The sequence below is a fragment of the Pseudomonas sp. H1_D04 genome, from assembly GCF_054683855.1.
In genome coordinates this window covers 517373-536276 of the sequence record NZ_CP162826.1, presented here as the reverse complement: position 1 = coordinate 536276, position 18904 = coordinate 517373, and the positions used below count along the sequence as shown (strand labels likewise).

The following is an 18904-nucleotide window of genomic DNA, read 5'->3' as shown; positions in this document are numbered from 1 at the left end:
CAGTCACCAAATGTTTTGACTGAACCACCGCTATCAGGGGCAAGCCCCCTGCCACATTGGATCTCCAGTGGTTTGGTTAATGGTGCTCAGCCCTTGAGCTTCTCCGCAATCCAGATGGTGTGTCGGGTGCCCTTGTTGCCATGGGCAAATACCTGCACTTCCTCGGCCTTGAAACCGGCCTTGCGCAGTTTGTCGCTGAATAGCTTGTCGGCACTCGCTGACCACACCGCCAGCACGCCCTTGGGCCGCAAGGCTTTGGCGCAGGCGGCCAGGCCACCGGCAGAGTAGAGCCAGCTGTTGGCCTTTTGCGTGAGCCCTTCGGGGCCGTTGTCGACGTCGAGCATGATCGCGTCAAAGCCTTGGGGCTCGGCTTGCAGCACCTTGGCCACGTCTTCCATGCGGATCACGGTGCGCGGGTCCAGCAGTGGGCGCCCGGATTTTTCCCCCAGCGGCCCACGGTTCCATTCCACGACGCCCGGCACCAGTTCGGCGACAACCACTTCGGCAGTCTTGCCCAAATGCTTGAGGGCCGAGGCCAGGGTAAAGCCCATGCCCAAACCACCAATCAGCACCCGTGAATCAGGACGACCGGCAACTTTGCGGCAGGGAATTTCTGCCAGCGCATCTTCGGAGCCGTGCATGCGCGTGTTCATCAACTGGCCGCCGTCACCACCCTGGATCTTGATGACAAAATCCTCGCCGTATTCGAACAGGCACAAGGCACCGCCGTTGTCGGGGATCGGGGTGGTGTCCAGCAGAACGAAACGTTTCATGGAAATCTCATTGGGAAGGGCATTCTTGCGCGGTTGGGAGTAGCCTTACGACATTCCGGTCAGGCCATGGAGCCATCGATGAAGTGCAGCATTCTAACGGTCATTGTGTTGAGCGCGCTCGCATTGGGTGCGGCGCAGGCTCAGGAGTTGCAAACCGTACCGGTCGCGCCCGCGCCAACCCCCGGTGCACCGGGCACGCCGACGCCGACGCTGTATCCCCAAGTCAGCCCGCCAGCGCTGCCCAAGACCAACGGCTCGCCGCCCTTGGCGCCCATCGTGTTACCGACGCCACCGAAGGACCAGACGGTGCCCGGCCTGCAGCAGAACGACAGCAAACCAAAGACCCCCGGCGGTTAAAACTGTTGCGACAGTAACTGCCCATCAGCCATGCGCAGGCGCTTGGACAGGGCTATCGCAATCGCGCGGATGATCTTCGCGGCCACCCGCGGGGTTTCGTTGAGCATCTTTTCCAGGGAGTCCTTGCCCAGGTTCAACAGCACGCAATCACTGGCAGCCACGCAACTGGCGGAGCGACGCTCGCCGTCGAGTACTGCCATCTCACCGAAAGCCCGGCCGCTGCGCAGAGTGGCGATGGTCAGGCGCTGGCCGTCGTGATTGGTTTTCTGCACCGCCACCTGGCCGCTGTGGATGATGCACATGAAGGTGCCGGCATCGCCTTCGAGGAAGATCGCTTCGTCCTGGGCAATGCTGCTGATATTGAAGTAGCCGGCGGCGACGTGAAAATCTTCCGGCAACAAAGGGTCGAACAGGCCGCAGTCCATGAGCATGTCGCGGATTTCGGTATTCATTAGCGTCGGTAGTGCCATGGCTGCAATCTTGGTCCATCAATCAGTAGGCGGTCCTGTGTTCAGACAGGCCCGCCGCGCTAAGTTCCTAAATCAACCCCAGCGCCTTGAACACAAATGCATATTCGAGCGCTACGTCACGTAATCCTTGGTAACGACCGCTCATCCCACCATGGCCGGCGCCCAGTTCGGTCTTGAGCAACAGCAGGTTGTCGTCGGTCTTGGTGTCACGCAGCTTGGCCACCCACTTGGCCGCTTCCCAATACTGCACGCGGCTGTCGTTGTAGCCGGCGATCACCAGCATGTGCGGGTAGGCCTGGGCCTGGACGTTTTCGTACGGCGCGTAGGCCTTGATGCGCTCGTACACCTCGGGCTCCTCTGGGTTGCCCCATTCGTCGTACTCGGTGATGGTCAACGGCAGCTCCGGGTCGAGCATGGTGTTGAGCACATCAACGAACGGCACTTCGGCAATCGCCGCGTGGAACAGCGCCGGACGCTGGTTGAGCACCGCACCGATCAACAGGCCACCGGCACTGCCGCCGCTGATGGCCAGCTGCTTGGAGGTGGTCAGGCCTTGAGCGATCAGGTGTTCGGCGCAGGCGATAAAGTCGCTGAAGGTGTTCTGCTTGTGTTCCTGCTTGCCATTGCGGTACCAGGCTTCACCCAGTTCGCCGCCGCCACGCACATGCGCGATGGCAAACGCCACGCCGCGATCAAGCAGGCTCAGGCGTGCGTGGGAGAACCATGGGTCGAGGCTCGAACCGTAGGCGCCGTAGCCGTAAAGGTACAGCGGTGTGGTTTTGCCGAGTTGGTCGCGCTTGACCACCAGGCTGATCGGCACCTGAGCACCATCGGCGGAGGTGGCCCACAGGCGCTGGCTCACATAATCGTCGGCGTTGAACACGCCCAGCACCGGGGTTTCCTTGAGTACCTGTTGCGTACCGCTGGCCAGCTCCAACTGACGCACCTGGGCCGGACGGTTGAGGGCTTCGTAGCGCAGGCGGATCTTGTCGCTGACGAATTCCAGGCTGTTCTGTACGTAGAGGCTGTAGGCGGCGTCAGGTAATTCCACGCGATAGGCAGGCAGGCCCTCGGGGTGCACTTCGATCACCGGCAGGCCGCCGATGCGCAGGCTTAAGGTCATGGCGCTGGTGTTCAGGCTGACGCCGTCGAGCATCACCTCATCGCTGTGGGGGATCAGGTTCTGCCACTCATCCTCGGTCGGCACGTCGCCAATGTCGGTTGCGACAAACAGGGCGTAGTTGATGCCATCACGGTTGCTACGGATAAACCAAGTCCAGGCGCCATTCAGTTGGCCGTGGTCGACATCGTATTCGTGATCGTCGACCCGTGGCGCCAGGCAGGTGAAATCCTGCTGCGGTTGGTTGGCGTCCAGGGCCCAGACTTCGCTAGTGGTCTTGCTGCCCAGGGCCACCAGCAACTGGCGCTCGGAGCTAGAACGGTAGCAATGCAGGAAGAAACGTCCGTCGGGCTCATGGAACACTTCCTGCGCCGCCGTGCCGTCCAGGCGATAGCGATACAGTTTGTGGGGGCGGTGCGTTTCGTCCAGTTCGCCGAAGAACAGGGTCAGGCTGTCGTTGGCCCAGGTCATGCTGCCGTCGCAGTCCTGGAACTCCAGTTCGCTGACCTTGCCGGTTGCCAATTCCTTCACGAACAGGGTGTAGATCTCTTCGCCGGTGGTGTCCAGGCTGTAGGCCAGGCGATTGTGGTCGGGGCTTATGCTGAATGCGCCGAGGGAGAAAAAGCCACCGTTGGCCAGTTCGTTCGGGTCCAGCAACAGCTCTTCGCTGCTGTCGTCCACCACGTTGCTGTCATCGGCCGGACGGCGGCAGCGGTAGTGACGGGCGTACTCGTCACCGGCGGTGGTGCGGGTGTAATAGAGGTACGGGCCCCACGGCGAGGGCAGGGACAGGTCGGTTTCGAGAATGCGGCCCTTGATCTCTTCAAACAGGCTTTCGCGCAAGGCTGCCTGATCGGCGAGCTGGGCTTCCTGCCAGGCGTTTTCGGCCTTGAGGTAATCGAGTACTTCAGCGCTGTCGCGTTCTTGCAGCCAGGCGTAAGGGTCTTGGCCGGGGGCCTTTCGGGCAATCGGGGGCGTCGATACAGGCATGGATTATTCTCTATCTGGCGGACGGTGGCAGGCTTTGCAGCCGCGACACGCAAAAGCCGTTATCATAGCCGCCTGTTTGCCTACCTTGCCATGGACACCATGACCGAGAACGACTATCTGACCGCTTGGGGCCTTTACGCCTTCGCCGCTTTGGGCTGCCTGTTGGTGTGGTGGCGCATGACGCGCTGGATGTGGCGCTGGTTGCGCGAGCCGCTGCAATTGCTGATGGCCGTGTTGCTGTTCAGCCCGACCATCGTAGACCCGGTCAAGACTCAGTTCGCGCCGGCCGTGGCAATTACCGCCCTGGACCTGGTGCTCAAGGTCGGCAATAACGCCTGGCGGGCTATTTCCGATTTGTTCATGTACACCATGATCGCCTTTGGCGTGTACCTGGTGATTGTGTTGATCCGCTGGCCCATCGAGCGCGCCGCCAATGCGCGTCGTGAGCGCCAGGCTGCCACCGATGCAGCCCTGGCCGCTGAGCCGGCGGAAGAAGACGACGAGCCATTCCGCCGTCCGGCGCCTGTCAGTGGCATGCGGGTCGAACCGCGCCTTTAACGTTGCAGCGAGAGCCCTGGCATGTGTGAATTATTGGGCATGAGTGCCAACGTCCCCACCGATATCGTGTTCAGCTTTACCGGGCTGATGCAGCGCGGTGGGCGCACCGGCCCCCACCGCGACGGTTGGGGCATCGCTTTCTACGAAGGCCGTGGTCTGCGTCTGTTCCAGGACCCGGCCGCCAGCAGTGAATCGGAAGTCGCGCTGCTGGTGCAGCGTTATCCCATCAAGAGCGAAGTGGTGATCGGCCATATCCGCCAGGCCAACGTGGGCAAGGTGAGCTTGGCCAATACGCACCCGTTCGTGCGCGAACTGTGGGGCCGCAACTGGTGTTTCGCCCATAACGGCCAACTGGCGGACTTCAACGCCCGCGCCACCTTCTACCGCCCGGTCGGCGATACCGACAGCGAAGCGGCCTTTTGCGACTTGCTCAACCGCGTGCGCGAAGCCTTCCCCGAGCCGGTGGACATCGAACAGATGCTGCCGGACCTGATCGCCGCCTGTGCCGAATACCGCAGCAAAGGCGTGTTCAACTGCCTGCTCAGCGATGGCGACTGGTTGTTTTGCTACTGCTCGACCAAATTGGCGCAGATCACCCGGCGTGCCCCGTTCGGTCCGGCGCGCTTGAAAGATGTCGACGTGATCGTCGATTTTCAGGCCGAAACCACACCCAATGATGTAGTGACGGTAATCGCCACCGAACCGTTGACCGACAACGAAAACTGGACCCGTTACGAACCGGGCCAATGGAGCCTGTGGCGACGCGGTGAATGCGTCAGCCAGGGCATTACTGAGTAAGGATATCGACCATGTTGCTCAGCTATCTGCGGTTGGTGCTGTTTGCCATTGGCCTGTTGGTCGGCGTGCAAGTGCCGGGATTTATCAACGATTACGCCAAGCGCGTCGAAGCCCACTTGATAGAGGCCCAGACGGGGCTGAGCGGGTTTGAAACCACCGCGCGGCAGTTCTTCAACGGTGATTTGAAGGCGTTGGTCGCGCATTACCGCGCCAGTGACGACCCGGTTTTCCAGAGCGACGCCAACAGCCTGGGCGCCATGCTTGATCGCCAAGTTGCGTTGGACAAACAATTTCAGGCCATGCAAGGCCCGTGGTACATCCGCGCGTTGCAAGTGGCGGTGGCCGCCGACCCGGATATCCGCCAGGAAACCTGGAACGGTTACAGCTACCAGATCCTCCTGACCCCAGAAGCCATGGGTTGGGGATTGGGCGGGGCGATGCTGCTGTCGTTTGGATTGGAATGCCTGTTCCGCCTGATCGACTGGGTCGTGTTGGGCGGCAAGCGCCTGCGCCAGAGCCGGCCGATTGAAGAGCGGGACCTGAAAGGTCTCTAACGCCCAACTCGGTCAAATGTGGGAGGGGGATTGCTCCCGATAGCGGTGGGTCAGTACCTGAAGTATTGACTGACCTACCGCTATCGGGAGCAAGCCCCCTCCCACAGTTTTAACCGGGTTTCGTCAGGGGGCCAGCACCATCCGCTCTTCGCCGACTTCCTCGGCATAGCGGGCAACGACCTTCTGGCACAGCCCGACAATCTCCTCCACCAACTCCACCCCCACACGCCACGACACCACCACCTGCAGGTTAGGCAGTTTCTGCGCCATCGATAACATTACCAATTCCCCGCGCGCCAGTTCCTCACTAACCAGCACCGGCGGCAGTGCGCCAATGCCGAATCCATCGCGCAACAACCGCGTAATCGCAGACACCGAATTCACACAGTTCATCCTTGGCGCGGCCACGCCGTTGGCCTGCATCAGGCTCAGCACATCCTGATGTGGGTGCGAGTTTTTCGAGTAGGTGATGATCCGCTCCTGAGCCAGTTCGGCGAGGGAGGCGTAGTCGCGGTTGTAGATCGATTGGCTGGCGACGATCCAGGCCATGGGATGGCTGCACAGTTCCAGGCTGCGCACGGTTTCCAGGCGCAGCAGGTCGGTTTGCAGGATCAGGTCAAGGAAGCCTTTTTGCAGCTGATCGCTGAGGTTAAGCGCGGTATCAGCGACCAATTCGATTTCGACCAAGGGGAAATGGTCCATCAGTTCCGCCACCAACGGGCTCAGCCAAGTGTGAATCACCGTGTCCATCGCGCCGATCCGAATGCGCCCGACCTTGCTGCTGGTGGTCTCCAGGGACTGCTTCAGGCCCCGCATGGTCACCATCATCTGCTCGGCATAATCGAGCACCTTCAAGCCTTCCGGGGTCAGGCTTACGCCTCGAGAATCACGCAAAAACAGTTTCACCCCCAGCTCGCTTTCCAGCACGGCGATGCGGCTGGAGATCGAGGCCTGGGTGGTGAACAGCTTCTCGGCAGTCAGGCGAAAGCTCTTGAGCTTGGCCACCCAGACGAAGGTTTCGAGGAACTTCAAATTCATGGGATCAACTTTTTCTTATGCATGGATCGGTTTTTATTAGTTGGACGCCGTACCGGGCAAGCGCCAAAAATCGAGCGTATTCCACGATGAGCGTCGTGGGGGTGTCAGGACAGGTTGCACGTTCTGCGTTAAAAATCCCACACTGCAAAAAAATAAGTCCTACAGGAGCGCCAGACCGTGAGCCGTCTTTTACTGAATTGCGATATCGGCGAAAGCTTTGGTAACTGGACCATGGGTCTGGACGCCGAGGTCATGCCGTTCATTGATTGCGCCAACGTGGCCTGCGGCTTTCATGCCGGCGACCCAAGCATCATGCGCAAAACCGTTAGCTTGGCGCTCAAGCATGGCGTGCAGGTGGGGGCGCACCCGGCATACCAGGATTTGCAAGGCTTCGGCCGCCGTTCCATGGCCTATACCCCTCAGGAAATCCAGGATCTGCTGCACTACCAAATCGGCGCCCTCGACGGCATTTGCCGTGCCCAAGGCGGCCGCGTCAGCTACGTCAAACCCCATGGCGCCATGTACAACGACATGATGGCCAACCCGAAACAACTGCGTGCGGTCATCGAGGCGGTGGCCGCTTATGGTGACTTGCCGCTGATGTTGCTGGCCACTCGCGATAACAGCGCAGCCCAGGCATTGGGCGATGAGTATGGCGTGACCCTGTGGTTTGAAGCATTCGCCGACCGCGCCTACGACAACAACGGCCACTTGGTTTCCCGCCAGTTACCCGGCGCTGTGCACCACGACGCCGAAACGATCATCCAGCAAGCCCTGACCATTTCTCGTGGCGAGCCGTTGACGGCCAGCGACGGCAGCGCCCTCATACTAAACGCCAATACCCTGTGCGTGCATGGCGACAACGCCAGTTCAATTGCTGCCGTGCAGCGTATCCGCGAGGCGTTGAAGCCAGCATGAAGCCGCGGATTGAAGTGGTGGCCATCGACTGCCTGATGGTGCGTCTGTTCGATGCGATTGCAGAAGCCAACATGCCGTGGATGCTTGCCGCAGCGCAACGCTTGCGAGAAGGGTTCGGCGCTGCATTGGTGGATCTGGTGCCGTCCTACACCACCTTGATGGTGCATTACGACCTCATCGCGCTGAGCCCTGCCCAGGCCCGAGAGCTGATCGACCACGCCCTCACCGACTTGCAGCCGCAGGCTCAGGGAAGCGGTCAATGCCATGTGCTGCCGGTGTGGTACGACCTGAGCGTCGGCCCGGAGCTGACTTTACTCAGCCAGCGCAGTGGCCTGGCCGTCGACGACGTGATCCGTCTCCACAGCGCCCACGAATATCAGGTGTTCGCCCTTGGCTTTGCCCCCGGTTTTGCCTTTATGGGGTTGGTGGACAAAGTCCTCGCCAGCCCACGCCTCAGCACACCGCGCAAACGCGTGGCGGCTGGCAGTGTGGGGATCGCCGAGCGCCAAACGGCTGCTTACCCGGTGGTTTCTCCGGGTGGCTGGAACCTGATCGGTCGCACCCCCGCCAAACTGTTCGACCGCGCGCGAGACGGCTACAGCCTCATGCAACCTGGCGACACGGTGCGCTTCGAAGCGGTCAGTCGTGCCGAATTTATCAACCTGGGTGGCGATGACACGCCGTTGGAGGCGCAGGCATGAGCCGCTTGATCATCGAGGCCAGCACGCCGCTGTGCCTGTTGCAGGACGCCGGTCGTTTTGGCGTACGCCACCTGGGCGTGACCCAGGGCGGCGCGCTGGATTGGGTGTCGATGTCGTGGGCCAATTGGCTGCTGGGCAATGCGCTGGACGCACCGGTGGTGGAAATCACCCTCGGCGGCTTTACCGTGCAGGCCGAGGAGTATTGCCTCCTGGCCTTGGCCGGTGCGGACCTGGGCGCGTATGTCGATGAACGCCCTATCAGTCCGGGACGCAGTTTTATCCTGCAAAAAGGCCAGCGTTTGCGCTTTACCCAGCCGTTCAACGGTGCGCGGGCGTACCTGGCGGCACCCGGCGGGTTTGATGCGCCGGATGTGCTGGGCAGTTGTGCGACGGTGGTGCGAGAAGAATTGGGTGGGCTGGACGGTTTCGGCAAGGCGTTGGCCGAGGGTGGGCGGTTGGGTTATTCCGGGACGGGCGGCGCGATGAAAGTGCTGAGTGCACAGGCGTTGCCCGCCAAGGCGCCGCTGGATGTGATCGTCGGTGCACAAATCGGCCAGTTCAGCGGCCAAAGTCTGTTCGATGCCTTCAATACCGATTGGGCCCTGGACAGTCGCGCCGACCGCATGGGCATGCGCTTGCTCGGTACGCCGTTGCGGTACCAAGGGCCGTCGCTGATTTCCGAAGGTATCCCGTTGGGTGGCATCCAGGTGCCGCCGGATGGGCAGCCGATTGTGTTGCTCAATGATCGGCAGACCATTGGCGGTTATCCGCGTCTGGGGGCGTTGACGCCTTTGTCGCTGGCGCGGCTGGCGCAGTATTTACCGGGAGAGAAGGTGAGGTTGGTGCCGGTGGTCCAGGAAACGGCGCATCGGCAGCATGTCGAGTATTTGCGCCGATTTACATAACCCCGCAATTTAAAATGTGGGAGGGGGCTTGCTCCCGATGACGATGTTTCAGTCACTGATGTGTTGACTGAAACACGGCTATCGGGAGCAAGTCGAATCGTCGCACCGCCCCTCCCACATTAGATCTCCTGCATTATTTGGGTCGGCGTTTATTTGGAGAGGAAGCGCATCCCTTCTTCCAGCCCGCGCAATGTCAGCGGATACATCTGATCCTCCACCAACTCCCGCACAATCCCCGTTGACGCGGTGTAACCCCACGTATCCTTGGGATACGGGTTTATCCAGATCAGCTTTTTGTACTTGGCCATGAAGCGCTGCATCCACACATACCCTGGCTCTTCGTTCCAGTGCTCCACGCTGCCGCCAGCCTGGGTGATTTCATACGGCGCCATCGACGCATCGCCGATAAAGATCACTTTGTAGTCGGCGCCGTACTTGTGCAGCAGGTCTTGAGTGGAAGTGCGCTCCGAGGTGCGGCGCTGGTTGTTCTTCCACACCGACTCGTACACGAAGTTGTGGAAGTAGAAATATTCCAAGTGCTTGAACTCGGTCTTGCAGGCCGAGAACAGCTCTTCGCAGATTTTCACGTGGGCGTCCATCGAGCCGCCGATATCGAATAGCAACAGAAGCTTGATGGTGTTGCGCCGTTCCGGGCGCATCTGGATATTCAGCAAACCGGCGTCGCGGGCGGTGTGGTCGATGGTGCCGTCGATGTCCAGCTCTTCGGCCGCACCCTGGCGCGCGAACTTGCGCAGGCGGCGCAGGGCGATCTTGATATTGCGCGTGCCCAGCTCAACCTGGTCGTCGAGGTTCTTGTACTCGCGCTGGTCCCAGACTTTCACCGCCTTGCCCTGGCGCTTGCCGGCGTCGCCGACGCGAATGCCTTCGGGGTTGTAGCCGCCGGAGCCGAACGGGCTGGTGCCGCCGGTGCCGATCCATTTGTTGCCGCCGGCATGGCGTTCTTTCTGTTCTTCCAGGCGCTTTTTGAATTCCTCGATCAGCTTGTCGAGGCCACCAAGGGATTGGATCTGCGCGCGTTCTTCATCGCTCAGCGAACGCTCGAATTCCTTGCGCAGCCAGTCTTCGGGGATCAGCGCCTGCAAATGGTCGTCGAGCTTTTCCAGGCCGTTGAAATATGCACCAAACGCGCGGTCGAACTTGTCGAAATGCCGCTCGTCCTTGACCAGGATCGCCCGGGCCAAGTAGTAGAACTCGTCCATGTCGGCGAAGGTCACGCGCTGCTTGAGCGCGTTGATCAGGTCGAGCAGCTCGCGCACGGACACCGGCACCTTGGCGGCGCGCATCTCGTTGAACAGGTTGAGCAACATTAGCGATTACCGCGACGGCTCATGAACGCCAGACGCTCCAGCAGTTGCACGTCTTGCTCGTTCTTGACCAAGGCACCGGCCAGCGGCGGGATGGCTTTGGTCGGATCGCGCTCGCGCAGCACCGCTTCGCCGATGTTGTCGGCCATCAGCAGCTTGAGCCAGTCCACCAGTTCGGAGGTGGATGGCTTTTTCTTCAGGCCCGGTACTTTGCGCACGTCGAAGAACACGTCCAACGCTTCGCTGACAAGGTCCTTCTTGATGTCGGGGTAGTGCACATCCACGATCTTTTGCAGGGTGGTGCGGTCGGGGAAGGCGATGTAGTGAAAGAAGCAGCGGCGCAGGAAGGCATCCGGCAGCTCTTTTTCGTTGTTGGAGGTAATGATGATGATCGGGCGTTTCTTGGCCTTGATGGTCTCGTCGATTTCGTAGACGTAGAACTCCATCTTGTCGAGTTCTTGCAGCAGGTCGTTGGGGAACTCGATGTCGGCCTTATCGATTTCATCGATCAGCAGGATCACCCGTTCTTCGGATTCGAACGCTTCCCACAACTTGCCTTTTTTCAGGTAGTTGCGCACGTCGTGCACCTTGTCCACGCCCAACTGCGAGTCACGCAGGCGGCTGACCGCGTCGTACTCGTACAAGCCCTGATGGGCCTTGGTGGTGGATTTGATGTGCCAGGTGATCAGCTTGGCGCCGAAGGATTCGGCCAGTTGCTCGGCGAGCATGGTCTTGCCGGTGCCCGGTTCGCCCTTGACCAGCAACGGCCGCTCCAGGGTGATGGCGGCGTTGACGGCCAGTTTCAGGTCATCGGTAGCGACATAGGCCTGGGTGCCTTCGAACTTCATCGGTGTTTCCTCGCATTCATCAATGCCGGGACTATACCGCGCAGCCCCGGCGACTGTGAACGCAGACGGGTTATTCAGTCTCTGAATGACCAATGTGGGAGGGGGCTTGCCCCTCCCATATTTTAATCTGCGCTGGGTTTGGGCTGTTCATAGCGCGCATTGAACGCCTGGATAAAACCATTGCGCAAAATCGCTAAAAACGCAGAGAACGCGCTGGCATCCTTCTGATGCACGCTGCCACTGAGTTCGACGCGGGTGGCAAATTGGTTTTTCTGTTGGTTCTTGAGCACGGTCTCGCTCGCACCCACCACGGCCTCCCAGATCGAACGGAAAATGTTCTTGTCCTTGTTCTCCACGTCTTGCTGCCAGTCAAACACCTGCACATCCCTTAGCAGCGGTTTGATATAGCCAGTCAGTTGGCCTTTTTCGGCCTGGGCTTCGATGACTACATCGCCGGTGCCGGCCTTGAAGTCGAACTTACCGTAGGCCGAGGCAAAGTCATTCATGCGCTTGAGTTGCAGGTCTTTGGCGCGGAAACGAAATTCGAAGTTCTCAAAATTGCTCAGCGGGTCGAAGGTGGCGCTGGCTTCCAGCGGGGCCTGGCCTTGCAGCAGAGCTTTGCCGTCGAAGCGGGCGTCGCGCTTGCCTTTGACGTCGACGACGTTGGTCAGGTTATAGAAGCTGGCGTTGACGTTGGTCGCGTCGATCTTCACCACCGGTTTGGAACTGAAGTTATGGAAGGCAATCTTGCCCTCTTCGATACGCACTTCATCAAGGGTGATCGGCGCCAGCTTGCTCAACTGCTCGCGCCAGTCGGTGCCTTTACCGGTCTGGGACGCCTGCTTGTTAGCGCCGCCGTCGACGAAATTCACTTCAGGCTCGATAAAACGCATTTTGGCGACCACTGCATGGTCGTACCACAGCGAATGCCAGCTCACCGCCAGGTCGATCAGCGGCGCCTTGACGAACGGTACCGGCACTTTGCCGTCGACCTTGACGATCTCAAGGCCATTAATCCGGTAGGCGCCGCGCCACAGCGCCAGGTCCACGTCGGTAATTCGGCCTCGGTAATCGCCCATGTCGGCGAGCTTGTCATTCAGATAATTACGCACTAAGTAGGGCAGGGCGATGCTTAAGGCAACCATGACCACCAGCAATCCGGCGACGGTCCATAGTGGCCAGCTGTAGCGACGTTTCATCGGGCAGTTCTCCTTGCAGGTAAAACATGGACTGCCGCGAGCCGAGCAACGTTCCTCTGACTGGACGCTTTGCAGTACGAGGCATACCCTTATTGCCTTCTTGAAATTGCCTATAGGACCCGTCATGAGCCGCATTTTTGCAGACAACGCGCACTCCATCGGTAACACGCCCCTGGTGCAGATCAACCGGATCGCCCCCCGTGGCGTGACCATCCTGGCCAAGATCGAAGGGCGTAATCCGGGTTACTCGGTGAAGTGCCGCATTGGCGCAAACATGATCTGGGACGCAGAAAGCACCGGCAAACTCAAACCGGGCATGACCATTGTCGAACCCACATCTGGCAACACCGGCATCGGCCTTGCGTTTGTCGCCGCCGCCCGTGGTTACAAGCTGCTGCTGACCATGCCGGCGTCGATGAGCATCGAGCGCCGCAAGGTGCTCAAGGCGCTGGGCGCCGAGTTGGTCCTGACCGAGCCGGCCAAAGGCATGAAAGGCGCTATCGAAAAGGCCGGCGAAATCGTCGCCAACGATCCAGCCAACTACTTCATGCCGGGCCAGTTTGAAAACCCGGCGAACCCCGAGATCCACGAGAAAACCACCGGTCCGGAAATCTGGAACGACACCGACGGCGCGGTCGATGTGCTGGTAGCGGGCGTGGGCACCGGCGGCACCATTACCGGTGTGTCTCGCTACATCAAGAACATTGCGGGCAAGCCGATTCTGTCGGTAGCGGTGGAGCCGATTGTGTCGCCGGTGATCACCCAGGCGCTGGCCGGTGAAGAAATCAAGCCCAGCCCGCATAAGATCCAGGGCATCGGCGCCGGCTTTGTGCCGAAAAACCTCGATCTTTCGATGGTTGACCGCGTCGAGTTGGTGACCGACGACGAATCCAAGGCCATGGCACGGCGCCTGATGCAGGAAGAGGGAATTCTGTGCGGTATTTCCTGTGGCGCAGCAATGGCCGTGGCCGTGCGCCTGGCCGAGAAGCCGGAAATGCAGGGCAAGACCATCGTGGTGATCCTGCCGGACTCCGGCGAGCGCTACCTGTCGAGCATGCTATTCAGCGATTTGTTTACCGAGCAGGAAAACCAGGCCTGATGAGCGTTTGGGGTTGATGTGTGTCAGCCCCGTTACCCTGGGCCTTCTGCATACTGGCCCAACTGTTTATCATGGCTGGCTGCTACGTCTGGTTTCCCCGTGACGGGAAGTTGTTGGCCAGACGCTTATTTCCAGGAGTTGCTGCATGACCTTTTCTTTGGCCGCCAAACTGTCGGTGTTGCTGCTGTTTATCGGTAGCACGCTGTATGTACACCTGCGCGGCAAGGCCCGTTTACCGATGTTGCGCCAGTTCGTTAACCATTCGGCGCTGTTCGCCCCCTATAACGCCTTGATGTACCTGTTCTCGGCCGTGCCGTCCAAACCTTACCTGGACCGCAGCAAGTTTCCGGAACTGGACGTGCTCAAGGACAACTGGGAAGTGATCCGCGAAGAGGCCATGCACCTGTTCGACGAGGGTTACATTCGCGCCGCCGAAAAGAACAACGACGCCGGTTTCGGTTCGTTCTTCAAAAAGGGTTGGAAGCGTTTCTACCTCAAGTGGTACGACAAACCCCTGCCATCGGCCGAGGCGCTGTGCCCGAAAACCGTGGCCTTGGTGAGCAGCATTCCTAACGTCAAAGGGGCGATGTTTGCGTTGTTGCCGGGCGGCAGCCACCTCAACCCGCACCGTGACCCGTTTGCCGGTTCCCTGCGTTATCACTTGGGCTTGTCCACGCCGAACTCCGACGACTGCCGCATCTTCGTCGACGGCCAGGTGTATGCCTGGCGTGACGGTGAGGACGTGATGTTCGACGAAACCTACGTGCACTGGGTGAAGAACGAAACCGAGAAGACACGCGTGATCCTGTTCTGCGACATCGAGCGCCCGCTGAGTAATCGCGTGATGACCCGCGTCAACCGTTGGGTCAGCAAGCAACTGGGCCGCGCCACCGCGCCGCAGAACCTGGATGACGAGCGCGTCGGCGGCATCAACCAGGCGTATGCCTGGAGCAAGACCTTCAGTGACAAGTTCAGTGGTGTGGTCAAACAGTGGAAGCGCAAGCATCCAAAGGCTTACCGCATTGCGCGGCCGGTGCTGGCGGTAGTGGTGCTGGTCTTGTTGTGGAAGTGGCTGTTCGGCTGATCTGAAGCGTTAAACGCGGTCAAAGTGTGGGAGGGGGCTTGCTCCCGATGGCGGTATGTCAGTCAAAACATCTATGACTGATCCACCGCTATCGGGGGCAAGTCGAATCGTCGCACCGCCCCTCCCACATTAGTTCTCCATTGCTTTTGAGATCGCCTTACGACGCAATCAACTGCCGCAGCACATAGTGCAAAATCCCCCCCGACTTGAAGTATTCCACTTCATTCAAGGTGTCGATCCGGCACAGCACCTCGACCTTCTCGCGGCTGCCATCCTCGCGGGTAATCACCAGCGTCAGGTTCATCCGCGGCACGATCTCCACCTCGCTCAGCCCGAGAATATCGATCTTCTCCTTGCCCGTGAGCTTCAGCGCCTTGCGGTTCTGATCCAGCTTGAACTGCAATGGCAACACACCCATGCCCACCAGATTGGAACGGTGGATCCGCTCGAAGCTTTCGGCGATCACCGCCTTGACCCCCAGCAGGTTGGTGCCTTTGGCCGCCCAGTCGCGACTGGAGCCGGTGCCGTACTCTTGACCTGCAATGACCACCAGCGGCGTGCCCGAAGCCTGGTATTTCATTGACGCATCGTAAATCGGCATCTTCTCGCCGGTGGGGATGTACAGCGTGTTGCCGCCTTCTTCGCCACCGAGCATTTCATTGCGGATGCGGATATTGGCAAACGTGCCGCGCATCATCACTTCATGGTTACCGCGGCGTGAGCCGTAGGAGTTGAAGTCCCGCGGTTCGACGCCTTGCTCGCGCAGGTAGCGGCCAGCGGGGCTGTCGACCTTGATATTGCCGGCGGGGGAGATGTGGTCGGTGGTGACTGAGTCTCCCAGCATCGCCAGCACGTTGGCGCCCATGACGTCTTTGATCACCGGCAACGGGCCGTCGATGTCCTCGAAGAAGGGTGGATGCTGGATATAGGTGGAATCCTTCTGCCACACGTACGTCGCGGCCTGGGGCACATCAATGGCCTGCCACTGCTCGTCGCCGGCAAACACCTCGGCGTATTCCTTGTGGAACATGCTGGTGCTGACCTGCGCCACGGCGTCGGCAATTTCTTTGCTGCTTGGCCAGATGTCCTTGAGGTAGACCGGGTTTCCGTCCTGATCGTTACCCAACGGCTCGCTGCTGATATCGATGCGCACGGTGCCAGCCAGCGCATAGGCGACCACCAGCGGCGGCGATGCCAGCCAGTTGGTTTTCACCAATGGGTGCACGCGGCCTTCGAAGTTACGGTTGCCCGACAGTACCGAGGCCACGGCGAGGTCGGCCTTCTGGATGGCTTTTTCAATCGGCTCGGGCAATGGCCCGGAGTTGCCGATGCAGGTGGTGCAGCCATAGCCCACCAGATCAAAGCCGAGGGTGTCCAAGTATTGAGTGAGGCCTGCCGCCTTGTAGTAGTCGGTGACCACCTTGGAGCCGGGAGCCAGTGAGGTCTTCACCCACGGTTTGCGCGTGAGGCCTTTTTCCACGGCTTTTTTCGCCACCAGCCCGGCGGCCATCATTACGCTGGGGTTGGACGTGTTGGTGCAGGAGGTGATGGCGGCGATCACCACGGCGCCGTTTTTCAGGCGATAGGTCTGGCCTTCGTATTCATAGTCGGTTTCGCCCACCAGGTCGGCGTTGCCCACGGCCACACCACCGCCGCCTTCACTTTCCAGGCGGCCTTCTTCCTTGTTGGTGGGTTTGAATTGCAGGTCGAGGAAGTCGCTGAAGGCCTGGCCGACATTCGGCAGGGCCACACGGTCCTGTGGACGTTTTGGCCCAGCCAGGCTGGCTTCGACGCTGCCCATGTCCAGGGCCAGGCTGTCGGTGAACACCGGTTCCTGACCTGCATTGCGCCATAAGCCTTGGGCCTTGGTGTAAGCCTCGACCAGTTTCACGGTTTGCGCCGGACGACCGGACAGGCGCAGATAATCCAGGGTGACGTCATCCACCGGGAAAAATCCGCAGGTGGCGCCATATTCCGGGGCCATATTGGCGATGGTGGCGCGGTCGGCCAGGGGCAGATCGGCCAGGCCGTCGCCGTAGAACTCGACAAATTTACCCACCACGCCTTTTTTGCGCAGCATCTGGGTCACGGTCAGCACCAGGTCGGTGGCGGTGATGCCTTCCTTGAGTTTACCGGTGAGCTTGAAGCCGATTACTTCCGGGATCAGCATCGACACCGGCTGGCCGAGCATCGCCGCTTCCGCTTCGATGCCGCCCACGCCCCAGCCCAGTACGCCGAGGCCATTGATCATGGTGGTGTGGGAGTCGGTGCCGACCAATGTGTCGGGGAAGGCGTAGGTGCGGCCGTCTTCGTCCTTGGTCCAGACGGTGCGGCCAAGGTATTCCAGGTTGACCTGATGGCAGATGCCCGTGCCCGGCGGCACCACGCTGAAGTTGTCGAAGGCGCTCTGGCCCCAGCGCAGGAAGGCGTAGCGTTCGCCATTGCGCTGCATCTCGATATCGACGTTTTCTTCGAAGGCGTCGGCATTGCCGAACTTGTCGACCATTACCGAGTGGTCGATCACCAGGTCCACGGGGGAGAGCGGATTGATGCGCTGCGGGTCGCCCCCGGCCTTGGCCACGGCGGCGCGCATGGCGGCCAGGTCGACTACGGCGGGTACACCGGTGAAGTCCTGCATCAGCACGCGGGCGGGGCGGTACTGGATCTCACGGTCGGACTGGCGCTCTTTGAGCCAGGCGGCAATGGCCTTGAGGTCGGCGCCGGTGACGGTCTTGTTGTCTTCCCAGCGCAGCAGGTTTTCCAGCAGCACCTTGAGCGACATCGGCAGCTTATCCAGATCGCCCAGGCTCTTGGCGGCTTCGGGCAGGCTGAAATAGTGGTAGGTCTTGTCGTCGATTTCTAAAGTTTTAAGGGTTCTCAGGCTATCAAGGGATGACATTACATGACTCCTTATGGTCCGCACGGCTACGGACCTGACGGGACGAACAGAGCTTTAAAACTAGCGCTGTTTTCATTAGCAGGCTAATAACTGGACTCTATGGGCAAGTCCAAGGTTCCGAACTCGGCTATCATGCGCGCGTTTTCATGACAGGCATTGCGATCGAGCAAGCCAGTTGCCAGGAGATTCAATGAACACCCTTTTTATGCACTGCCGCCCGGGTTTTGAAGGCGAAGTCTGTTCCGAGATCGCGGAACACGCCGCGCGTCTGAACGTTTCCGGCTACGCCAAAGCCAAGACCGGCAGCGCCTGCGCCGAATTTGTCTGCACCGAAGAAGACGGCGCCCAGCGCTTGATGCACGGCCAACGCTTTGCCGAGCTGATCTTCCCGAGGCAGTGGGCGCGCGGGGTGTTTATCGACCTGCCGGAAACCGATCGCATCAGCGTGATCCTCGCTCACCTGCGTGAATTCCCGGTGTGCGGCAGCCTCTGGCTGGAGATGGTCGACACCAACGATGGCAAGGAACTGTCGAACTTCTGCAAGAAATTCGAAGTGCACCTGCGCAAAGCCCTGCTCAACGCCGGCAAACTGGTGGACGACCCGAGCAAGCCGCGCTTGCTGCTGACGTTCAAGAGTGGCCGCGAAGTGTTCATGGGGCTGGCCGAGTCGAACAACTCGGCGATGTGGCCGATGGGCATTCCACGCCTGAAATTCCCGCGTGACGCGCCAAGCCGCTCAACCCTCAAGCTGGAAGAGGCCTGGCACCACTTTATCCCCCGCGACCAGTGGGACGAGCGCCTGCACGGCGACATGACCGGCGTCGACCTCGGTGCCGCGCCGGGCGGCTGGACTTGGCAACTGGTCAACCGCGGCATGTTGGTGACGGCCATCGACAACGGCCCCATGGCCGAAAGCCTGATGGACACCGGCCTGGTGCAGCACCTGATGGCCGACGGTTTCACCTTCGTGCCCAAGCAACCGGTTGACTGGATGGTGTGCGACATTGTGGAGAAACCCGCACGCAACGCCGCGCTGCTGGAAACCTGGATTGGCGAAGGATATTGCCGCGAGGCGGTGGTGAACCTGAAGTTGCCGATGAAGCAGCGTTATGCCGAAGTGAAGCGTCTGCTGGAGCGCATCGAAGAGGGTTTCAAGGCGCGCGGCATCCGCGTGGAGATCGGTTGCAAGCAGCTTTACCACGACCGTGAGGAAGTGACGTGCCACCTGCGTCGGCTGGTGGATGCGAAGAAAACCAAGGCCCGTTAAC

The 18904-nt window shown here is 60.2% G+C and carries 18 protein-coding genes; 10 read left to right on the top strand and 8 right to left on the bottom strand.

The window, feature by feature from the left end; genetic code table 11:
- Positions 1–86: 86 nt before the first annotated feature.
- Positions 87–773, bottom strand: coding sequence for a spermidine synthase (locus AB4N82_RS02540; protein ID WP_032888736.1), 687 nt, complete (start codon positions 771–773; stop codon positions 87–89).
- A gap of 78 nt (positions 774–851) precedes the next feature.
- Here AB4N82_RS02540 and AB4N82_RS02535 point away from each other — a divergent pair, with 78 nt between their 5' ends.
- The gene (locus tag AB4N82_RS02535; protein WP_032888738.1) at positions 852–1130 is read left to right on the top strand and encodes a hypothetical protein; all 279 of its coding nucleotides are present in this window, start codon (positions 852–854) and stop codon (positions 1128–1130) included.
- On the opposite strand, the gene AB4N82_RS02530 is transcribed toward AB4N82_RS02535, so the two are convergent.
- Positions 1127–1600, bottom strand: a complete 474-nt coding sequence (locus AB4N82_RS02530; RefSeq protein WP_032888741.1) for a cyclic nucleotide-binding domain-containing protein — start codon at positions 1598–1600, stop codon at positions 1127–1129. The two genes, AB4N82_RS02535 and AB4N82_RS02530, sit on opposite strands and share 4 nt — an antisense overlap.
- A gap of 67 nt (positions 1601–1667) precedes the next feature.
- Positions 1668–3710: a S9 family peptidase gene (locus tag AB4N82_RS02525; RefSeq protein ID WP_122764920.1), complete on the bottom strand. Its 2043-nt coding sequence runs from the start codon at positions 3708–3710 to the stop codon at positions 1668–1670.
- A gap of 24 nt (positions 3711–3734) precedes the next feature.
- Between AB4N82_RS02525 and AB4N82_RS02520 the strand changes: the two genes are divergently transcribed.
- From AB4N82_RS02520 to AB4N82_RS02510, 3 genes are read left to right on the top strand one after another with little or no spacing between them, the layout of a single operon-like run.
- On the top strand, positions 3735–4268 hold the full coding sequence (locus tag AB4N82_RS02520) for a hypothetical protein (RefSeq protein ID WP_032888746.1): 534 nt from the start codon (positions 3735–3737) through the stop codon (positions 4266–4268).
- A 21-nt stretch (positions 4269–4289) separates the two neighbouring features.
- On the top strand, positions 4290–5066 hold the full coding sequence (locus AB4N82_RS02515; RefSeq protein WP_460104317.1) for a class II glutamine amidotransferase: 777 nt from the start codon (positions 4290–4292) through the stop codon (positions 5064–5066).
- Positions 5067–5077: 11 nt separating this feature from the next.
- On the top strand, positions 5078–5620 hold the full coding sequence (locus tag AB4N82_RS02510; protein WP_032888750.1) for a DUF2937 family protein: 543 nt from the start codon (positions 5078–5080) through the stop codon (positions 5618–5620).
- Positions 5621–5743: 123 nt separating this feature from the next.
- On the opposite strand, the gene AB4N82_RS02505 is transcribed toward AB4N82_RS02510, so the two are convergent.
- Complete coding sequence (locus AB4N82_RS02505; protein ID WP_032888752.1) at positions 5744–6658, bottom strand: LysR family transcriptional regulator; 915 nt, start codon at positions 6656–6658, stop codon at positions 5744–5746.
- 177 nt (positions 6659–6835) lie between these two features.
- Here AB4N82_RS02505 and AB4N82_RS02500 point away from each other — a divergent pair, with 177 nt between their 5' ends.
- From AB4N82_RS02500 to AB4N82_RS02490, 3 genes are read left to right on the top strand one after another with little or no spacing between them, the layout of a single operon-like run.
- Positions 6836–7576, top strand: coding sequence for a 5-oxoprolinase subunit PxpA (locus AB4N82_RS02500; protein ID WP_122764921.1), 741 nt, complete (start codon positions 6836–6838; stop codon positions 7574–7576).
- Positions 7573–8277, top strand: coding sequence for a 5-oxoprolinase subunit PxpB (gene pxpB / locus AB4N82_RS02495; protein WP_122764922.1), 705 nt, complete (start codon positions 7573–7575; stop codon positions 8275–8277). The genes AB4N82_RS02500 and pxpB overlap by 4 nt, the downstream gene beginning before the upstream one ends.
- Positions 8274–9182 carry a 5-oxoprolinase subunit C family protein gene (locus AB4N82_RS02490; RefSeq protein WP_122764923.1) on the top strand — a complete coding sequence of 303 codons (909 nt, stop codon included), beginning with the start codon at positions 8274–8276 and terminating at the stop codon, positions 9180–9182. The genes pxpB and AB4N82_RS02490 overlap by 4 nt, the downstream gene beginning before the upstream one ends.
- A 149-nt stretch (positions 9183–9331) precedes the next feature.
- Here the strand turns inward: AB4N82_RS02490 and AB4N82_RS02485 are convergent, their stop codons facing one another.
- From AB4N82_RS02485 to AB4N82_RS02475, 3 genes are all read right to left on the bottom strand, one after another.
- A complete protein-coding gene (locus tag AB4N82_RS02485; RefSeq protein ID WP_095184104.1) occupies positions 9332–10510 on the bottom strand; it encodes a vWA domain-containing protein in 1179 nt (392 codons plus the stop codon).
- A complete protein-coding gene (locus AB4N82_RS02480; RefSeq protein WP_003210690.1) occupies positions 10510–11355 on the bottom strand; it encodes an AAA family ATPase in 846 nt (281 codons plus the stop codon). Before AB4N82_RS02480 ends, AB4N82_RS02485 begins: the two co-directional genes overlap by 1 nt.
- A 122-nt stretch (positions 11356–11477) precedes the next feature.
- Positions 11478–12554 (bottom strand): DUF748 domain-containing protein, encoded by a 1077-nt coding sequence (locus AB4N82_RS02475; protein ID WP_032888766.1) that lies wholly within the window; start codon positions 12552–12554, stop codon positions 11478–11480.
- A 124-nt stretch (positions 12555–12678) separates the two neighbouring features.
- On the opposite strand from AB4N82_RS02475, the gene cysK reads away from it, so the two are divergent.
- Positions 12679–13653 (top strand): cysteine synthase A, encoded by a 975-nt coding sequence (gene cysK / locus AB4N82_RS02470; protein WP_122764924.1) that lies wholly within the window; start codon positions 12679–12681, stop codon positions 13651–13653.
- A gap of 145 nt (positions 13654–13798) precedes the next feature.
- Entirely contained in the window at positions 13799–14737 is a 939-nt protein-coding gene (locus AB4N82_RS02465) for an aspartyl/asparaginyl beta-hydroxylase domain-containing protein (RefSeq protein WP_032888770.1), read from the top strand.
- Positions 14738–14894: 157 nt separating this feature from the next.
- On the opposite strand, the gene acnA is transcribed toward AB4N82_RS02465, so the two are convergent.
- A complete protein-coding gene (gene acnA, locus AB4N82_RS02460) occupies positions 14895–17636 on the bottom strand; it encodes an aconitate hydratase AcnA (RefSeq protein ID WP_122755745.1) in 2742 nt (913 codons plus the stop codon).
- Positions 17637–17826: 190 nt separating this feature from the next.
- Between acnA and rlmM the strand changes: the two genes are divergently transcribed.
- On the top strand, positions 17827–18903 hold the full coding sequence (rlmM, locus tag AB4N82_RS02455) for a 23S rRNA (cytidine(2498)-2'-O)-methyltransferase RlmM (RefSeq protein ID WP_032888775.1): 1077 nt from the start codon (positions 17827–17829) through the stop codon (positions 18901–18903).
- Position 18904 lies beyond the last annotated feature (1 nt).